Source organism: Streptomyces sp. NPDC097617, from assembly GCF_044761485.1.
Taxonomy (GTDB): Bacteria; Actinomycetota; Actinomycetes; order Streptomycetales; family Streptomycetaceae; genus Streptomyces.
Map to the genome: position 1 here is coordinate 288,217 of NZ_JBIWCL010000002.1, position 17,326 is coordinate 305,542.

Here is a 17,326-nt window from a genome sequence, read left to right on the forward strand (position 1 = left end):
ACGCCCCAGAAGCGCCCGCACTACGCTGGCGGCCGTGCCGATCCGTCAACCATCGTTCAGCGTGGACCCCGACGTCGAGCTGCCCGTTCCCGCACCCGGCGAGATCTGGACCGTCGGCGCCGTCATCGTCAACGACGACGGTGAGGCCTTCGCGCAGAAGCGAGGCCCGAACCGCCGCCTCTTCCCCGACTCCTGGGACATCGTGGGCGGCCATGTCGAGTCCGGGGAGAAGCTCCTGGAGGCGCTCGCGCGCGAGGTCGAGGAGGAGACCGGCTGGCGCCTGCGCCGCGTGCGGCGGTTCCTCGGCGCCACCACCTGGACCGGTGACGACGGCGGCGGACTGCGCCACGAGGCCGACTATCTCGTCGAGGTCGAGGGCGACTTGGGCCGTCCTGCTCTCGAATGGTCCAAGCACTCCGCCTGCGGCTGGTTCGGACCCGGCGACCTCGACCGCCTCAAGGAGAACCGCCTCCCCGGCGAGTTCCTCGTCCACGACCTGATCGCGCGGGCCCTGCAGGATCGACCAGAGACGGTCTAGCTCCGGTCCGGGCGCAGTTCGATGTGGTCCGCGGCCAGGTCGACCGCCACGCGGTGCTCCATGCCCAGGGCCTCCAGGAACTTCGGCGGGAGCTGGACGCGCCCGGAGCGGTCCAGGACCACGTACTCGCGTTCGCTGATCGACTCCTCGCCGTGCTCGTCGGTGACGAGCCGGCGCAGGACCTCGCTGCTGGTGCGGCCGTCGCGGATCGCCACGGTGCGGCGGACCTCGCCCGCCACCATGGGGTCGTGCGTCACGATGACCACTGTCACGCCGAGTTCCTTGTTCACCGTGCGGAAGGTCTCGAAGACCGCCGCGGCCGTCTCCGAGTCCAGTTCGCCGGTGGGTTCGTCGGCGAGCAGCACCTTGGGGTCGTTCGCCATCGCCACGGCGATCGCGACGCGCTGCTGCTGGCCGCCGGACAGTTCCGTCGGGCGCCGGTGGGCCAGTTCGCCGATCCCGAGGGCCTCCAGGATCTCCGCGACGCGGGCCGCGCGGCGGGCGCCCGCGCCGCGGCGGGGGCTGTCGCCCTTCAACTGCATGGGCAGGGCGACGTTCTGGCCGGCCGTCAGGAACGGCAGCAGGTTGCGGGCCGTCTGCTGGAAGACGAAGCCGACCGCTTCGCGCCGGTAGCGCAGCCGGTCCCGCGCCGACAGTTCCAGCAGGTCGTAGCCGGCGACCGCCGCACTGCCCGCCGTCGGGACGTCGAGGCCCGCCAGGATGTTCAGGAGGGTGGACTTGCCACTGCCGGAGGCGCCCACGAGGGCCATCAGGTCGCCCTGGTCGACCGTCAGCTCCAGCCCCTGGAGGGCCTGCACCTCGATGCCGTCCTGGCTGAAGATCCGGACCAGGCGGTCGCAGGCGATCGCGGCGTCCGCCGCCGGGGTGCGCGGCTCCGCGGCGGCCGTCGCCCGGCGGCGGAGCTCCTCGTACGTCGGCTGGTCGGTGTTCAACGCTGGTCTCCCGCTCTCAACTCGGTGGTGATCTGCCGTCGCCCGGATGTCGCCGCCTCGGCGAACACGGCCGCGGCGACCAGGGCGGCCAGGCCCAGGGCCTGGGTCAGTACGGGCCCCGCCGTGAGCCGTACCCCGTTCGGCACGCGCGCGCCGACCAGGGTGGACAGGTCGATCGCCGGGCCCAGCAGGGCCACCGCGGCCGCCGCCACCAGGGCCCCGCCCAGGGTCGCTGCCAGGGTCTGCGGCAAGGTCTCGGCCAGGATCAGGGCCACGCCCTGCCTGCGGCGCAGCCCCATGGTGCGCAGCCGGGCCAGCAGCGCCGCGCGGTCGGGCACGGTCTGCATCAGCGTCAGGAGTACGGCCAGCAGCGCGAAGCCCGCGGCTCCGGCCACGGAGGCCCAGAAGAGGCGCTCGGCCGACCGCTGGAGCGGATCGGCGCCCAGTGCGGTGACGGCCTCGGCGCTGGTGCTGACGGGGTACACCTCGTCGGACGGGGCGGGGCCCGCGGCGGAGCCGGAACCCGGGATCGGAGCCGGGGCCGGGGCCGGGGCGGGGGTCGCGGAGGCCGCCGGGAGCTTGGACCGGACGAGCGCGCGCAGCCGGTCCCCGTCGACGGAGCCGAGGCCGAGCCACCGGTTCGGGTGGTCGGCGCCACCCATGAGGGCGCTCGCGGCGCCCGCCGGCAGGACCACGGTCGCGGCGGCCCGGGCCGGATGGGCCGGGGTGCAGTCGATCACGCCCACGACCCGTGCCCGCAACTGGCCGCCCTCGCCCGGCAGCACCGTGTACGTGCCGCCCTGCGCGGCCTGCCCGGCCAGGCCCGCGCTGAACAGCGCGGGCACCGGGGCGTCGGCGGACTGCGTGCCACTGGTGGCCAGCAGGGCCGGGTCGAAGGAACCGCAGCCCAGAACCCGGGACAGCTCCGCGTAGGCGGCCGGCTCGGCGACGACGACGGTGACCTGGCCGGACCGCTGGGGGGTGCCCAGTACGGAGGAGTCATGGTCGATCCACAGCGGTACGGAGGTCCGCACGCCCGGCAGCTCGCCCGCGGCCTTCGTGAGCCCCTGCGGGAGCGGGGACTTTCCGTACGCTGAGATCGCCGCGTCGCCCCCGACGGTCAGCCGGGCCACGTCCAGCCGGGAGGAGTCCACCGAATTCAGGACGGCGCCGCCGAACCCCCCGGTGGTGATGGCGAGGAGCAGCGCGACCATCGGCAGGACGGAGGGGCCGGTGCGGCCTCGGCCCCGTGTGCCGGTCGTCGCCGAGCCGCGGGCGGCCCGCGCGAGTCCCAGGAAGCCGACCAGTCCGGAGCGGCGGCCGGCGGCCCGGGCGAGCCGGCCGGTCACCACCGGCTGGAGCCGGGCCAGCAACAGTCCCCCGCACAGGGCGAGCAGCATCGGGGCCGCGATCAGCAGCGGGTCGGGGTCGCCACCCGGCGACGCGACCCCGCGGCGGCGGACCTCCAGTACGGCGGCGGCGGTGGCGACGAGGACGAGCAGTTCGGCCACGGGCCTGCGCCACCGCCCGGCCGGGCGGGCCGGGGACAGCAGGACGGCGGCCCGTACGGGGAAGGCCAGCAGTGCGAGCAGGGCGACGGCCGCCGCCGACAGCAGTGCGGGTGCGAGCCGGGGTGTGGGCAGCAGCAGTACGGCGAGCGCGGTGGCGGCCGCGGCCGCCGGGAGCACGGTGACGGCGCCCTCGCCGAGGAGCCGGCCGACGATGGCGGCGCGCGAGCCGCCGCGCGCCAGCAGCAGCCGCAGTTCGGCGTCGCGGCGGTCGGCGGCGAGTGCACCGGCCAGACACAGGACGACGAAGGCGACGCCGCCCACCCCGGCGGGTCCGATCGCGGCGAGCGGCGCCGCGGCCTGAGTGCGGGCGCGGGCCTGTTCGAACAGTTCGGGCAGCCATGAGGTGGTGCGCAGCCGTGCCCGGCCGGTCTCCCGGGTGAGGGCGGCGGCGGTGGGCCCGGCGACGTACGAGGCGATCTCCTTGCTCGTGGCGTCGAGCCGGTCGGCGCGCAGGCCGCCGACGTCCACCGGCAACCGCCAGAAGTCCTCGGCGGTGCGGCTCCAGGTGCTCATCCGGTCGAGGTCGCCGGTTCCGACCAGGGCGTCGACGTCCCAGGAGAGGTTTTCGCCGTTGTAGTGCTCGCAGGCACGGGCGAGGCATCCCAGGTTGTCGACCCAGAAGTCGTCGCTCTCGTCGAGGACCGAGAAGAGGCCGACGACCTCGACGGAGGGGGTGCCGTCGACGCGGGGCGCGCTCTTCAGGACGGATCCGACGCGTGCGCCGACGGTCGCGGCGGCCTTCTGCGAGAGGACGACCTCCAGGGGTGCGATGTCCGCGGTGGCGCCCTGGGGCGGGGCCGTGGCTGTGCTGCTCGGCCAGCGCCCCTCGGCCAGCTTGACGTGCGACTCCGCCTGGCGGACGTGCAGGAGGTCCATGGCGGGCGGGAAGCCGGACGGGCGGGACAGTTCCGGGTTCAGCAGCGGCTGCCGCTTGGTGGTGCGCGTGCCGTGGACCGTCCCGTCCGGGTCCACGCGGAAGGTGGATCCGGTGGCGGCGAGCAGTTTCTCCAGCGTGGCGTCCAGGGCCTGGGCGCTCTGACCGGTCTCCGGAGCGGGCGCGGTCACCTGCAGGCTGGTCTTCGTCGATCCGCTGTGTTCCAGGAAGGACCGCAGGGCCTGGTCGGCGCCCCGGTCCTGGGCCCGGGGCAGCGCGGCGGCCAGCAGGACGGCGACGAAGGCCAGCGCGGCGCCGAGCACGGTGCCCAGCGGCGCCGCCCGCAGCCGGGTCCTGACCCAGGGCGCGGGCCGCGGAGCAGTCGACGACGGCGGGACGGTCGACGACGGCGGCGTGGCGGACGGCGGGGTGGCGGCCGGCGGCGGGGCGGACGGCGGGGTGGTCACATCTCCTCCACGGGACGCAGCCGGGCGGCGATGTCGCGGCCCCGGGGGCCGCTGAGCGCGGCCGACAGCAGGGGTACGGCTGCGATGGCGGCGACCGTCAGCACGGTCTGCCAGAACGGCATGTCCACCTGTACGGGCGGGAAGGGCCGCCCGGCAGCGGGTGTCAGCACGACCAGCGGCGCCATCACGTGGGTCAGGGCGATGCCCAGCCCGGTCCCGACGGCGGTCCCGATGGCGATGAGCACGCCGCCCTCGGCCGCGGACGCCAGGGCCAGCGATCGGCGCGGGGTGCCGAGCGCGAGCAGGACCGAGAACTCCCGGCCGCGCACGCGCCGTTCGGCGGCGGTGGAGGTCGCGAAGCCGATGGCCGCGAGGACCGCGCAGGCGGCGGCGAGCGCGACCAGCGCGCTCTGCGGTCCGGCGCTCAGCGGGTCGTCGAGCAGCCGCTCGGTGATCTCCTCGCGCAGTTGAACGCGCTCCATACGGGCGCTCTCGCGCAGCCGGTCCGCCGCGCGGGCCGGTATCGGGTCGGCGGCCGAGGTGGCGGGCAGCCACCACTCGGTGGGCGAGCCGGGCTGCCGGCCGGCGGACTCCAGCAGGAACCGGCCGAGTACGTGCAGGTCGACGGCGAGCGCCGACCGGCCGGCCACGGGGAGGGAGTCCAGCGAGGCGGTGATCCGCACGGGGACGTCGGCGCCGTCCAGCGTGACGGGGACCGTATCGCCCACGGAGGCGCCCAGGGACCGCAGGTAGGTGGTGGTGGCGACGGCCGGGACCGTGGCGGCGGGCGGCGCGGCGGGCGCCGGGAACAGCACGGTGTTCACACCCTGGAGGGTGCCGAAGCCGCCCCAGTAGCGCAGGCGCAGCAGGTCTGTGGAGCCGTCTGGGACGGGGATCGGTTCGGGGACGCGCGGCGTACCCGGCCCCGCGACGGCCGAGGAGCGCCAGCCGCCGGTGGTCGCGGGTACGGCGACGCCCGCGGCGGCGCCGTCCGCGGTGTCGCAGACGGCGATCCCGCGCACGGTCAGCTCGCTGCCGTTGCCCGGGTGATCGCCGTCCCCGGCGTACGAGAGGCGTATCCCGGCCAGGGTCAGCGGGGTGGCGGCCGATCCGACCGGGGCGCCGGTCAGCGCGTCGAGGAGGAAGGGGAGGGTGGCGTCGCCGGCTTCGGGCAAGGTGACCGAGGCCGTCCCGTAGGTGGCCCCGAACCGGTCGCGCAGCAGCAGGCTCACGGCGGCCCAGCTGGTACCGGAGGAGCGTACGGACACGGCGAGGTCGATCCGGCGCGGGGAGCCGGGCAGGGCGGCTCCGGGCCCGGCGGGGGCGGGGTCCGCCGGTGCGGCGAGCGGTGCGAACAGCTCCCGCATCGAGTGCCCGGCGTGCAGGTCGGCGCGCAGCGGCACTCGTTCGCCCACCTTGGCTGCGTCCAGCGCGACGATGTCGGCGGAGTTGCCGTCGGGCAGCTTCTGCTCGCGGCGGACCACCGGGATGAGGCGGTCCCCGCCGGGCAGGGCCGCGTAGCGTCCGCCCTGGCCCATCGGGGACATGCTGCTGCCGGAGATCCGCAGGCCGCCCGCGGTCGCGAAGTCGGCCTGGTCGCGCTGGGACGCCGACCAGGCGGCGTGCTGGCCGAGGGCCAGGATCCCGCTGGAGACGGCGAGTACGAGCAGCAGTACGGGCCCGGTCGCCCGGCCGGGCCGGCGGGCGAGCTGCCAGCCGAAGAGGGCCGGGGCCAGGCTCCGGCCGCGGGCCGCCAGCCGTCCTGCGGCCCGCGCGGCGAACGGCAGCAGCCGCAGGACCAGCAGGGTGCCCGCGCACAGGGCGAGGGCCGGGGCGGCGACCAGGACCGGGTCGATGCCGAGCCCGGAGGCGTCGGGCGCGGGGGTGTCCGTACCGCCGTACTGCGCCAGTTGCTGGTAGCCGAGGACGGCGAGGACGACGACGGCCAGGTCCACGCCGGAGCGGGCGACGCCGGTCACCAGGGCCTGGCGGCTGCCCACGCGGCGCAGTACGGCGGCGGAGGCGCCGCGCAGGACGGAGGGCAGGGTGGTCAGCAGGACGCAGGCCAGGGCGCAGCCGGTCGCGACGGGCCAGACGAGCCAGGTGTCCGGTATCTCCAGGTGGACCCGCCCGAGCGGGCCGAACCGGCCGAACAGCCGCAGCAGCGGCGGGGTGAGCAGGGGTGCCAGGACGGCCGCGGGCAGGGCGAGCAGCAGTGACTCGGCCGCGGTCAGCACGCCGAGGCGGCGGCGGGAGGCGCCGCGCGCGGTGAGCAGGACCCGCTCCGGTTCCTGTCGGACGGTCAGGATGTGGGCGACGAGCAGCAGCGCGGCGGTCGACAGGACGGCGAGCTGGAGCGCGCCCATCAGCAGGGTGGACCGGGCGACGACCGTGCCCGCCCGCAGCTCGGCCAGCAGTTTGGGCAGTTCGGCGGCGGTCCGCAGGGAGCTGGCGCGTTCGAGCTCGGCGCTCGCGGGCTCGGTCGAGGCGCGGACGGCCTCGGCCTCGGAGCCGCTGACCGTGCGGAGGTCCGGGGTCAGCAGCGTGAGGCGGTGATTTTGCAGGAGGCCGCCGGCGGTGAAGGCGCTGTCGTCGACGAGGAGCGGGCCGTAGATGGCGAAGGTGTCGGCCTGGACCTCGCGGCCGCCGAGCGGGTCGAGCCGCCAGTACGCGGCGTCGGGATCGGCGGCCCGGTACACGCCGGTGACCAGTACGTTCAACGGCGGTCCGCCGAACCGGTCGTCCAGCCTGACCGGTGCGGGCAGTGCGGATTCGGTCAGGCCGAGCCGTGCGAGCGCGGCGCGGGGCACGGCCACCGGGGTCGGGGCCGCAGGGGTGCCCGCGGCGGGTGCGGCGACCGGTCCGGGCCACTCGCCGGCGAGCAGGCGTACGTGGTCCTTGCCGAGGGCGGCGAGCACGGTCAGGTCGGCGTCGCGGCCGGAGGCGGCCGCGCCGGGGAGTCCGTAGGACCGACTGCGGGCCACGCTCTCGGAGGCCACCGGCAGCCGTCCGAACACCGTGTCCGAGAAGGTCCGTAGGGACTCGTCGTCCTTGGCGCGGGAGGAGGCGGGACGGCCGCTGGTGACGACGACCGTGGTCCGGGGCCGTTCGGCGCCGCTCAGGGCCCGTCTGAGCCCCTCCTCGCCGACGCCGCGGGTGAAGGCCGTCAGCGCGGTGAGCGTGGTCGCGGTGATCAGTACGGTGAGCAGCACGGCGACGGCGAGCGGCCATCGCCCGCGCAATCGGCGCACGACGAAGCCGAGCACGTCTTGAATTCCTCCCCCGTCCGGACCCTCGGTACCGGATAGCGGACGATGTTTTCAGAAATGAGCGATTGAGGGAAGGGGCTTGCGTGATTGGTGCGACAGATGCGCAAATGCGATCAGAAAGCTTCAACAGCAGGGTGTGCGGGACGCGGGACCGGGCGCCCCACACGGACAACGCGACGGGGGAACACACGCGATGAGGGATCACCAGGAACCGGCGGCGGTCGCGACGGCGGCGCGGGAGCGGGACGGCCGGGGCGGCGGCTCGCCGATCGTGGTGGTGGACGACGTGCACCACAGCTTCGGCAGCGGGCCGCAGGCCGTCCACGCCCTGCGCGGCGTGTCCTTCGAGGTCCGCCGCGGCGAACTCACCGCCCTCAGGGGCCGTTCGGGCTCCGGCAAGACCACCCTGCTGAACCTCGTCGGCGGCCTCGACACCCCGAGCGGCGGCCGGATCACCCTCGACGGCACCGACCTGGCGGACCTCGACGAGAGCGGCCTGCTCGCCCTGCGCCGCGACCGCATCGGCTTCGTGTTCCAGTCCTTCGGCCTGATCCCCGTCCTCACCGCCGCCGAGAACGTCGGCGTCCCCATGCGGCTGCGCCGCGTCCCCGCCAAGGTCCGCGAGGAGCGCGCCCGGACCCTGCTCGCCCTCGTCGGCCTCGCGGACCACGCCGAGCAGCGCCCCGGCGAACTCTCCGGCGGCCAGCAGCAGCGCGTCGCCGTGGCCCGCGCCCTGGCCAACGACCCCGACCTGATCATCGCGGACGAACCCACGGGCCAGCTCGACTCCGAGACCGGCCGCTCGGTCATGGAGCTGCTGCGCGCGGTGGTGCGCAGCGAGTCGGTCACCATCCTGGTCGCCACCCACGACCCGAACCTGATCGAGCTCGCCGACCGGGTCGTGGAACTGCGCGACGGCCGCATCGTCGACACCGACTCATGACCCGAGCGCGTCCGCGCTGCTCCGCTGCCAGTAGGTGACCGTCAGCGAGCTGTCGTAGGCGAGACCGGCGGCCGGGAGGCCGGGAGTCGCGGACGCCCCGCCGTCGCTCAGCGGTGTACGGCCCTGGAAGGCGATCGTGAGCCGGTGTCCGGTCGTCCCGCCCTCGCCGCTGCCGTCGGCGGCCGACAGCAGGGCCCCGACGTAGCCCGACTCGCCCGGCGCGAGGGACACCACGGCCTGCGGCCGGGTCTCCGGTTGCGCGGCCGGAGCCCACTGCATCTCGTCGAAGCGCAGCACGGGGTAGTAGGTCAGGTCGCAGGTCTTCGACCCGGTGTTCCTGACCGTGATCAGCAGCTGGTCGAGCGGTCGGGAGACGGGCTGCGCGGTCGCGGCGGTGTTGGAGCCGTTGCACAGGACGCGCTCACCACTGCCCGACGGGGCCGACGGGGCCGATGAAGTCGACGGCGCGCCCTTGGGGGCCTGCGAGGTGTTCGGAGCGGCCGAGGGGGCGGCGGTCGTGGCGGGGCTCCCGGCCGCTGCCGTGGCGGGGCCCGAAGAGGTCGCCGCTCCCCCGTCCTTGAAGCCCGTACCGTCCTCGCACGCGGTGAGGGAGAGGGCGACGAGGGACGCGGCGACCGCGCCCGCCAGGCGCCGGAGTGAGTGCGGACGGCCGGTACGGGCGAGGAGGGTGCTGTGGAACGCGTGCATGGCTGACGACCTCTCATGGGGCGTGGCCGCAGGGCCCGGTCGGGGTCCGCCGGGACCGGCCGCCGGGAGCGGTGTGCTTGGATGACCACAGCCTGAGCGGTGATCCGTCCCAGCCGCCACATCTGTCGGCCAATCCGGAATGCTGGGATACCTGCACACGCTCTGAGCTGCGAAAACAACCTGTTCCTGGGATGCGGAACTGGACATGGGGTGGGAGGAACAGTGCCGCGGGACACGGCTGAACCCGGGTTCGCCGGGCTGCTGCGGGAGTTGAAGGACCGGTCCGGCCTCAGCTACGGAACGCTCGCCGGGCGGCTCCACATGAGTACGTCGACCCTGTCCCCGTCATCGTCACCGTCACCGTCCGCGGACTCGTCCTCGGGCCCCGTGCCCGACGCCCCCGCGACCGGCGGTGCAGGCGGCGGCAGCGGCGCGGGCGCCGGCGAAGCCGCTGCCGGTGCGCCGGTGAAGGTGACCGTCCGCCCCCACACCTGGGAGGCCCCCTGCGGCCAGCACTACCTGATCGCCAAGCCCCCGTCCCAGGTGGCGCCGCCCCCCGTGGAACGGGACGCACCCGCCTGGGTCGCGTCGGCCGGGGCGGTGCCCGCGGGCGAGCAGTACGTCACCCTCACCCTGCAGGGCTCCAGCAAGGACACCGTCGTCCTGGACGGCCTGGCCGTCCGCACCGTCGCCAAACGGGCGCCGCTCGCCTGGAACGACTACGCCATGGGCTACCCGGGGGTGGGCTGCGGCGGGAACGTCCCGACCCGCTCGTTCGGCGTCTCCCTCGACTCCGCGCGCCCGGCCGTCGCGCCCCTGGAGGGCCAGCGGGGCTTCCCGTTCTCGGTGAGCGAGGCGGAACCGGAGGTGTTCCACATCAGGGCCGCCGACTCCGCCCATGACGTGAGCTGGTACCTCGAGCTGACCTGGTCCCGTGGCTCCCGCCACGGCACCCTCACGATCGACCACAACGGCAAGCCCTTCCGCACCAGCGGACGCGACGGCCGGCCCGGCTACGAGTTCCCCCTCGGCTACGAGTTCCCCCTCGGCGGCGAGGGCTGGGTCGGGGCGGGCAAGGGTTCCTGACCCCGAGCTCGTGACCCCGCAGCTCGTGGCCCCGCACCCCCGCACCCCCTCGGCCGTCCGGGCCGGAACCCGCCACGGGCCGTTGACCAGGAGCGACCGGGCGCGCACCGGGAGCGCACCGCCCGCGGCGTCCCGGAGCGGTCCCGGAGGATCGCCCCTACGATGGGCGGGAAACGGCGCGGGCGGCTCGCCGTGCCGCCCGCCCAGAGGACTCGGGGTGGAGACAACGCATGGCACAGGCCGCCGACACAGCGCGGACCGTCATCCTGACCGTGGACGACGACCCGGGAGTCTCCCGGGCCATCGCCCGTGACCTGCGGCGCCGCTACGGCGCCGAGTACCGGATCGTGCGCGCCGAGTCCGGCGATTCCGCGATGGAGGCGCTGCGCGAGCTGAAGCTGCGCGGCGACCTGGTGGCGGTGATTCTGGCCGACTACCGCATGCCGCAGATGAACGGCATCCAGTTCCTCGAACAGGCCCTCCAGGTGTACCCGGGTGCGCGCCGCGTGCTGCTGACCGCGTACGCCGACACCAACGCGGCCATCGACGCGATCAATGTCGTCGACCTCGACCACTACCTGCTCAAACCCTGGGACCCGCCCGAGGAGAAGCTCTACCCGGTCCTGGACGACCTGCTCACGGCCTGGCGCACCAGCGACTACCGGCCGGTACCGGCGACGAAGGTGGTCGGGCACCGCTGGTCGGCGCGTTCCTCGGACGTACGGGAGTTCCTGGCCCGCAACCAGGTGCCGTACCGCTGGTACTCCTCCGACGAGCCGGAGGGGCGGCGCCTGCTGGAGGCGGCCGGGGCCGACGGGCAGCGGCTGCCCCTGGTGATCACACCGGAGGGCACGGCGCTGGTCGAGCCGGAGGCGCCCGAGCTGGCCGCCCACGTGGGGCTCGCGACGACGCCGACCGCCGAGTTCTACGACCTGGTCGTCATCGGCGGTGGCCCGGCCGGGCTCGGCTCGGCGGTGTACGGGGCCTCGGAGGGGCTGCGTACCGTACTGATCGAGCGGTCGGCGACCGGCGGCCAGGCCGGCCAGAGCTCCCGCATCGAGAACTACCTCGGTTTCCCGGACGGTGTCTCGGGTGCCCAGCTCACCGACCGCGCCCGCCGCCAGGCCGGCCGGTTCGGCGCCGAGATCCTGACGGCGCGCGAGGTCACCGGGCTGGGGGTCAACGGCGCGGCCCGCGTAGTCCACTTCTCGGACGGCTCGACGATCGCCGCCCACAGCGTCATCCTGGCGACCGGTGTCTCCTACCGCCAGCTCCACGCGCCGGGCTGCGACCGGCTGACCGGCTGCGGGGTGTACTACGGCTCCTCGCTCACCGAGGCGTCCTCCTGCCAGGGCCAGGACGTGTACATCGTGGGCGGCGCCAACTCGGCGGGGCAGGCGGCGATGTATCTGGCTCGGGGCGCCAAGTCGGTGACGCTGCTGGTGCGCGGGGAGTCCCTGACGGCGTCGATGTCGTACTACCTGGTCCAGCAGATCGAAGAGATGCCGAACATCACCGTGCGCACGCGGACGGTCGTCGAGTCGGCGCACGGAGACGGCCACCTGGAGCAGCTGACGCTGCGGGACGTGGACAGCGGTGCGACCGAACTCGTCGACGCGCAGTGGATGTTCGTGTTCATCGGCGCGGCCCCGCTGACCGACTGGCTGGACGGTACCGTGCTGCGCGACGAGCACGGTTTCATCCTCACCGGGCCGGACCTCACCGCGGACGGGCGGCCGCCGGCCGAGTGGGAACTGGACCGGCCGCCCTACCACTTGGAAACCAATATTCCCGGCGTGTTCGTGGCGGGCGACGCGCGCGCCCAGTCCGCGAAGCGCGTCGCGTCCGCCGTCGGAGAGGGAGCCATGGCCGTGATGCTCGTCCACCGGTACCTGGAGCAGTCATGAGCGGCCAGGCCATGCCGTGCAGCCCGCCGGAGATCGCCTCGCTGTTCCTGTTCGAGAAGCTCACCCCGGAGCAGCTCGGGCGGTTGTGCACCGAGGGGCGGGTGGAGCGCTTCGAAGCCGGGCCGGTGTACACGGAGGGCGGCCCGGCCACCTGCTTCTACGTGATGATCGAGGGCACCGTCGTCCTGTCCCGCCGGGTAGGGGGCGACGACGTCGAAGTGAGCCGCACCTCGCAGCGCGGCGTGTACGCGGGGGCCATGCAGGCCTACTTGGGCGACCAGGTGCCGCAGACGTACACCAACTCGATGCGGGTGACCGAGCCGACGCGGTTCTTCGTGCTGCCCGCGCAGTCGTTCGCGGACATCATGCGGGAGTGGTTCCCGATGGCGGCGCACCTGCTGGAGGGGCTGTTCTTCGGCTCCAAGAACACCCAGCGGGCGATCGGGCAGCGCGAGCGGCTACTGGCCCTCGGATCGCTGTCCGCCGGTCTCACCCACGAGCTCAACAACCCGGCCGCGGCGGCCGTCCGGGCCACGGCGACGCTGCGGGAACGGGTCGGCAAGATGCGGCACAAGCTGGCCCACATCTCCCAGGGCCAGTACTCGCGCGAGGTGATCGCCGACCTCATCGAGATCCAGGAGCGCACGGTCGAGCGCGTCGCGAAGGCGACGGCGCTCAGCCCGCTGGAAGCCTCCGACCGGGAGGACGAGCTCGCCGACTGGCTCGATGACCACGGCATCGCGGAGGGCTGGCGGATCGCGCCGGTCTTCGTGCAGGCCGGGCTGGACACGGACTGGCTGGACCAGGTCGCGGCGACCGTGGCCGAGGAGATCCTGCCGTCGGCCATCGGCTGGCTCAACTACACGGTCGAGACCGAGCTGTTGATGGACGAGATCGACGACTCCACCACCCGCATCTCCCACCTCGTGGACGCGGCGAAGCAGTACTCGCAGCTCGACCGCGCCCCGTACCGGGTCGTCGACGTCCACGAACTCCTCGACAGCACCCTGCTGATGCTGTCCGGCAAGATCGGCTCCCGGGTGCGGGTGGTCAAGGAGTACGACCGCTCCCTGCCGGACGTGCCCGCCTACCCGGCGGAGCTCAACCAGGTGTGGACCAACCTCATCGACAACGCCGTCTTCGCCATCGGCAGCACGGGCGGCGAGGGCAAGCTGACGGTTCGTACGGCGCGGGAGGGCGACCGCCTGCTGGTGGAGTTCCGCGACACCGGGCCCGGTATCCCGGCGGACATCCGCAGCCGCATCTTCGACCCCTTCTTCACCACCAAGCCGGTCGGCGAGGGCACCGGCCTCGGCCTCGACATCTCCTGGCGGATCGTCGTCAACAAGCACCACGGCAGCCTCCAGGTCGAGTCCGCCCCGGGCGACACCCGCTTCCAGGTCCTGCTGCCGCTGACCTCCCCCGACCCCGACCCCTCAACCGAGACCGGAACAGCCGAGGAGCCCGCATGACCGACATCGACGGAATCGACCCGAGCGCCCCGCCCACCGGCCATGGCTGCGTCGAGTGCGACGAGCTCGGCGGCTGGTGGTTCCACCTGCGGCGCTGCGCCCAGTGCGGCCACATCGGCTGCTGCGACTCCTCCCCCGCCCAGCACGCCACCGCCCACTGGAAGTCCACCGGGCACCCGTTGGTGCAGAGTTTCGAGCCGGGCGAAGAGTGGTTCTGGAACTACGGCACCGACGCCCTGTACGACTCCGGTCCCCGGCTGACCCCGCCGAGCGACCACCCAACGGACCAGCCGGCCCCCGGCCCGGCCGACCGGGTCCCCGCGGACTGGGACCACCAGCTCCACCGCTGACCTGCGGCTACCGCCGTGCGGCGCCGGGCGGGGTCCACACCGTGCCGCGGGCCTCGTACTCGAGCATGGTCTCGACGCCCGTCGCCGCGTCGGCGCCGAGTTCCCGGCGGACGAGCCACAGCGCGAGGTCCAGCACCCCGTCGTACATGACGACGTGCACGCGCAACGGCCCCGCCGGCTTCCCGGCCGGTCGCGGTTCCGCCGCGGCGGCCACCCCGGCGGCGCCCGCCAACGTGACCGCCGCACCGACCGCGGCCTGGGCCCGGAGCACGCTCCTGCGGTTCATCTGGTGATCCCCTCCGATCGTGCGGGCCGGCAGCCCGTTCCACGACAGGAGTCGAGGCCATGGGCGGCCGGGTTCCCGGGCCGGGTTGTGGCGGGCACGACAGGCCTAACGCCGCGGGCCTCCGACGGCGTAGACCGTGGTGCCCACCACGGCCAGGACAAGAGCGGTCCAGGTCCCGGCCGTCGTTCCGGGCGGCAGCAGCATCCAGGTCAGCACCTGCGTCACCCCGTCCGTCGTGGACGGGACGACGAAGGAGACCGCCAGCCACGCGAAGGGCGGGATCCACGCGTACGGCCCTCCGCACCAGGCCGCCCCGATCGCGACGAGCCCCATCAGCCCGGCGCTGTTGCGCACCACGAAGGCCGCGGAGGAGGAGGAAGTGGAGGACGCGACCGCCGACCCGCCGATCGGCATCTGCACCGCCAGCAGCACCGCGCCGATCAGCACACCGCAGAGCAGCACGTGCGCCGCCCTGCGGGGCAGCCAGTGGATGGCGGCCGTACGGTCCAACGCGAGGTCCTGCCCGCCGAGTCCGGCCGACAGCGCCGTCGCGCCCGCGGCGAGGGCGAGCGTGGACAGTCGCGGATCCATCGGCCCGCCGTCGCCGATCCGGGCGAGTGCCCCCACCGCCACCGCGCTGATCAGCACCGCGGCGAGCGAGGCGGGGGCCCGTCGCGAGCGTGCGTACAGCGTCAGCCATCTCACCGGGACGACTCGCCGGTCAGCGCGCCGAGCGGGTCGCCCGAGCAGGAGACGGCGGCGGCGTGCAGGGCGCCGATCCCCTGCCGCTGCTCCTCCCTCGGCCGTGCCATGAACTTCTTCCACACCGGTTCGGCCACAGCGGCCTGGTCACCCACGTCGTGCATGGTCCCTTCGAGCGGCCGCAGTTCCCCGAGGACCCAGGCGGCCGCGATGCTCTGGGCGGCGGCCTCCTGCAGTGTGCCGCTCTCGGTGTGGCTGCGGGGGCGGCACAGCGGGGCGATGCCCTGGGCGACCAGGGCCCGGGTCAGCCGCCCGCCCTCGGCGTCGCCGATCGCCGCGTCGTCGAAGTCGACGAGCACGTACTCGTGGGACCGTTCGGGCGTGTCGCCGAGCGCCCGCGGCAGGGTCGTCTCGCGGATGCCGACGGGCGCCCGGTCGCCCAGTGCCTCGTGCAGCAGGCGCAGCGCCTCCCCGCCCGGCGCCGCCAGGTCGTCGAGCCGCGCCCGCCGGGCCGTCGTCACGCACACCGGGCCGTCGCACACCGGCCTCGCCGCGTCCCGGTCGACGACGTACGTGGCGCGCGGGTCGGCCGGGAACAGGAGCAGGGCCACGGCCCCGCCCGCGAGCAGGGGGGTGAGGGCGAGCAGCCGGGCGCGCGGGGTGGCGGCGGCCAGCAGCGCGAAGCCCGTCGCGGCCATGCCGAGCAGCCAGACCGTCTGCCCGAGGTGCACGGGGACGGAGAGCGTGAGGAGCGTTTCGCGTACGTCCGCCACCGCCGGCGACAGCAGCGAGAGGCGGTGCGGCGCTGCGGAGTCCGGCAGCGCCGCGTCCGAGGTCTGCCGCAGCAGGTTGACGACCAGGAAGGCACCCACGGCCAGCGCGGGCGGAGTGAGGAGGGAGGGCACGCTGCGCGCCACCCCCATGCCCAGGACAGCCCCCGCGGTCAGCGCGAGCGCCCCCACCAGTGACACGGGCAGCCAGCCGAGATGGGTGTACGTGGCGTCACCGGCGAGCACCTGCGCCGCGCCCAGCAGGACGAGGAGCGCGAAGGAGGAGACCAGCGCGAAGGCCGTCGTACCCGCGAGGGCGGCGGCGCGATGGCGTGCCGGTCTCGGGGTGCTGATCAGCAGTTCGGGCATCTTCGAGCGGTGGTCGCGCAGCCCCTGGAGCGCCCCGAGTCCCACGGCGAGCGGCCACAGGAAGATCAGCGGGCTCCGGGTCCACAGGGCCATGGAGGTCCACTGGGACGTCCACCGCGCGGTGCCCTGCCACCACGGACCGGGAACGAGGTACAGGAAGGCGAGCGCGCTCGCCAGGACGAAGACGCCGGCCCAGGGGGCGACGGACCGCCTCAGTTCGATGCGCAGGATACGGAAGTTCACCAGTCGGGTCACCAGGCGCCCCTCGTCCGTGCGGGGTCGACCAGCAGCGCCGAGTAGCCGCGTTCCAGCGGGCTGTCGCCCTCGTGTTCCGGGCCGCCGGCCGCGGCCAGCTCGCCCGGGGAGCCATGGAAGACCAGCCGTCCCTCGGCGAAGAGCACCACATCGGTGCAGGCGGCGGCCACGTCCTCCACCAGGTGGGTGGAGACGACCACGCAGGCGTCCCGGCCCAGTTCCTGGAGCAGTTCGCGCAGGCGCAGCCGCTGCGCCGGATCCAGGCCGACGGTCGGTTCGTCCAGGAGCAGGATCGCCGGGTCGTTGACGATGGCCTGGGCGATTCCGGCCCGCCGCACCATCCCGCCCGACAGGGCCTTCATCCGCTCGTCGGCGCGGTCGGCGAGGCCGACCCGTTCCACGGCACGCTGCACCGCGCCGGGTATGTCCGCCGTGGGCACCTCCTTCAGCCACGCCATGTACTCGACGAACTCCCTTACGGTGAAGCGCTTGTAGTAGCCGAAATCCTGTGGCAGGTAGCCGATGCGGCGACGCAGCGCACGGTGCTCACCGAGTCCTCCCACGGCTTCGCCGAGCAGTTCCAGCTCACCTTCGTCGGGGCGCAGCACGGTGGCCAGCGCCCGGATGAGGGTGGTCTTGCCGGCGCCGTTGGGACCGAGGAGACCGTGTACGCCCGTGCCGAGCGACAGGTCGAGCCCGTCGACGGCCATCCGCTTCCTGCCGACCCTGACCTTCAGTGCGGTCGCCCGGATCTGCCAGGCGTAGGCCGTGGGTGCGATGTCGGCCCTGCTGAATGCGGGCATCAT

Annotated in this window: 14 protein-coding genes; 6 read left to right on the plus strand and 8 right to left on the minus strand. The window is 74.3% G+C overall.

Annotation, left to right across the window (positions count from 1 at the left end; genetic code table 11):
• Positions 1-34 precede the first annotated feature (34 nt).
• Positions 35-538, plus strand: a complete 504-nt coding sequence (locus ACIQZO_RS04595) for an NUDIX hydrolase (protein WP_403620016.1) — start codon at positions 35-37, stop codon at positions 536-538.
• On the opposite strand, the gene ACIQZO_RS04600 is transcribed toward ACIQZO_RS04595, so the two are convergent.
• From ACIQZO_RS04600 to ACIQZO_RS04610, 3 genes are read right to left on the minus strand one after another with little or no spacing between them, the layout of a single operon-like run.
• Complete coding sequence (locus ACIQZO_RS04600) at positions 535-1,491, minus strand: ABC transporter ATP-binding protein (RefSeq protein WP_403620020.1); 957 nt, start codon at positions 1,489-1,491, stop codon at positions 535-537. The genes ACIQZO_RS04595 and ACIQZO_RS04600 overlap by 4 nt on opposite strands.
• On the minus strand, positions 1,488-4,403 hold the full coding sequence (locus ACIQZO_RS04605; protein WP_403620023.1) for a hypothetical protein: 2,916 nt from the start codon (positions 4,401-4,403) through the stop codon (positions 1,488-1,490). The genes ACIQZO_RS04600 and ACIQZO_RS04605 overlap by 4 nt, the downstream gene beginning before the upstream one ends.
• On the minus strand, positions 4,400-7,669 hold the full coding sequence (locus ACIQZO_RS04610; protein WP_403620026.1) for an FtsX-like permease family protein: 3,270 nt from the start codon (positions 7,667-7,669) through the stop codon (positions 4,400-4,402). The genes ACIQZO_RS04605 and ACIQZO_RS04610 overlap by 4 nt, the downstream gene beginning before the upstream one ends.
• 196 nt (positions 7,670-7,865) lie before the next feature.
• Between ACIQZO_RS04610 and ACIQZO_RS04615 the strand changes: the two genes are divergently transcribed.
• On the plus strand, positions 7,866-8,615 hold the full coding sequence (locus ACIQZO_RS04615; protein WP_403620029.1) for an ABC transporter ATP-binding protein: 750 nt from the start codon (positions 7,866-7,868) through the stop codon (positions 8,613-8,615).
• Here the strand turns inward: ACIQZO_RS04615 and ACIQZO_RS04620 are convergent.
• Positions 8,610-9,323, minus strand: coding sequence for a DUF4232 domain-containing protein (locus ACIQZO_RS04620; RefSeq protein ID WP_403620032.1), 714 nt, complete (start codon positions 9,321-9,323; stop codon positions 8,610-8,612). The two genes, ACIQZO_RS04615 and ACIQZO_RS04620, sit on opposite strands and share 6 nt — an antisense overlap.
• A 222-nt stretch (positions 9,324-9,545) precedes the next feature.
• Between ACIQZO_RS04620 and ACIQZO_RS04625 the strand changes: the two genes are divergently transcribed.
• From ACIQZO_RS04625 to ACIQZO_RS04640, 4 genes are all read left to right on the plus strand, one after another.
• Positions 9,546-10,409, plus strand: a complete 864-nt coding sequence (locus ACIQZO_RS04625) for a hypothetical protein (RefSeq protein WP_403620035.1) — start codon at positions 9,546-9,548, stop codon at positions 10,407-10,409.
• A gap of 230 nt (positions 10,410-10,639) precedes the next feature.
• Complete coding sequence (locus ACIQZO_RS04630; protein WP_403620038.1) at positions 10,640-12,316, plus strand: FAD-dependent oxidoreductase; 1,677 nt, start codon at positions 10,640-10,642, stop codon at positions 12,314-12,316.
• Positions 12,313-13,788 (plus strand): ATP-binding protein, encoded by a 1,476-nt coding sequence (locus ACIQZO_RS04635; RefSeq protein WP_403620041.1) that lies wholly within the window; start codon positions 12,313-12,315, stop codon positions 13,786-13,788. Before ACIQZO_RS04630 ends, ACIQZO_RS04635 begins: the two co-directional genes overlap by 4 nt.
• Positions 13,785-14,138 carry a UBP-type zinc finger domain-containing protein gene (locus ACIQZO_RS04640; protein WP_403620043.1) on the plus strand — a complete coding sequence of 118 codons (354 nt, stop codon included), beginning with the start codon at positions 13,785-13,787 and terminating at the stop codon, positions 14,136-14,138. Before ACIQZO_RS04635 ends, ACIQZO_RS04640 begins: the two co-directional genes overlap by 4 nt.
• A gap of 7 nt (positions 14,139-14,145) precedes the next feature.
• Here ACIQZO_RS04640 and ACIQZO_RS04645 read toward each other — a convergent pair whose 3' ends face one another.
• From ACIQZO_RS04645 to ACIQZO_RS04660, 4 genes are all read right to left on the minus strand, one after another.
• A complete protein-coding gene (locus ACIQZO_RS04645) occupies positions 14,146-14,424 on the minus strand; it encodes a hypothetical protein (protein ID WP_403620046.1) in 279 nt (92 codons plus the stop codon).
• A gap of 105 nt (positions 14,425-14,529) precedes the next feature.
• Positions 14,530-15,129: a hypothetical protein gene (locus ACIQZO_RS04650; RefSeq protein ID WP_403620048.1), complete on the minus strand. Its 600-nt coding sequence runs from the start codon at positions 15,127-15,129 to the stop codon at positions 14,530-14,532.
• Complete coding sequence (locus ACIQZO_RS04655; protein ID WP_403620880.1) at positions 15,126-16,508, minus strand: hypothetical protein; 1,383 nt, start codon at positions 16,506-16,508, stop codon at positions 15,126-15,128. Before ACIQZO_RS04655 ends, ACIQZO_RS04650 begins: the two co-directional genes overlap by 4 nt.
• Before the next feature lie 8 nt (positions 16,509-16,516).
• Positions 16,517-17,326 (minus strand): ATP-binding cassette domain-containing protein, encoded by an 810-nt coding sequence (locus ACIQZO_RS04660; protein WP_403620051.1) that lies wholly within the window; start codon positions 17,324-17,326, stop codon positions 16,517-16,519.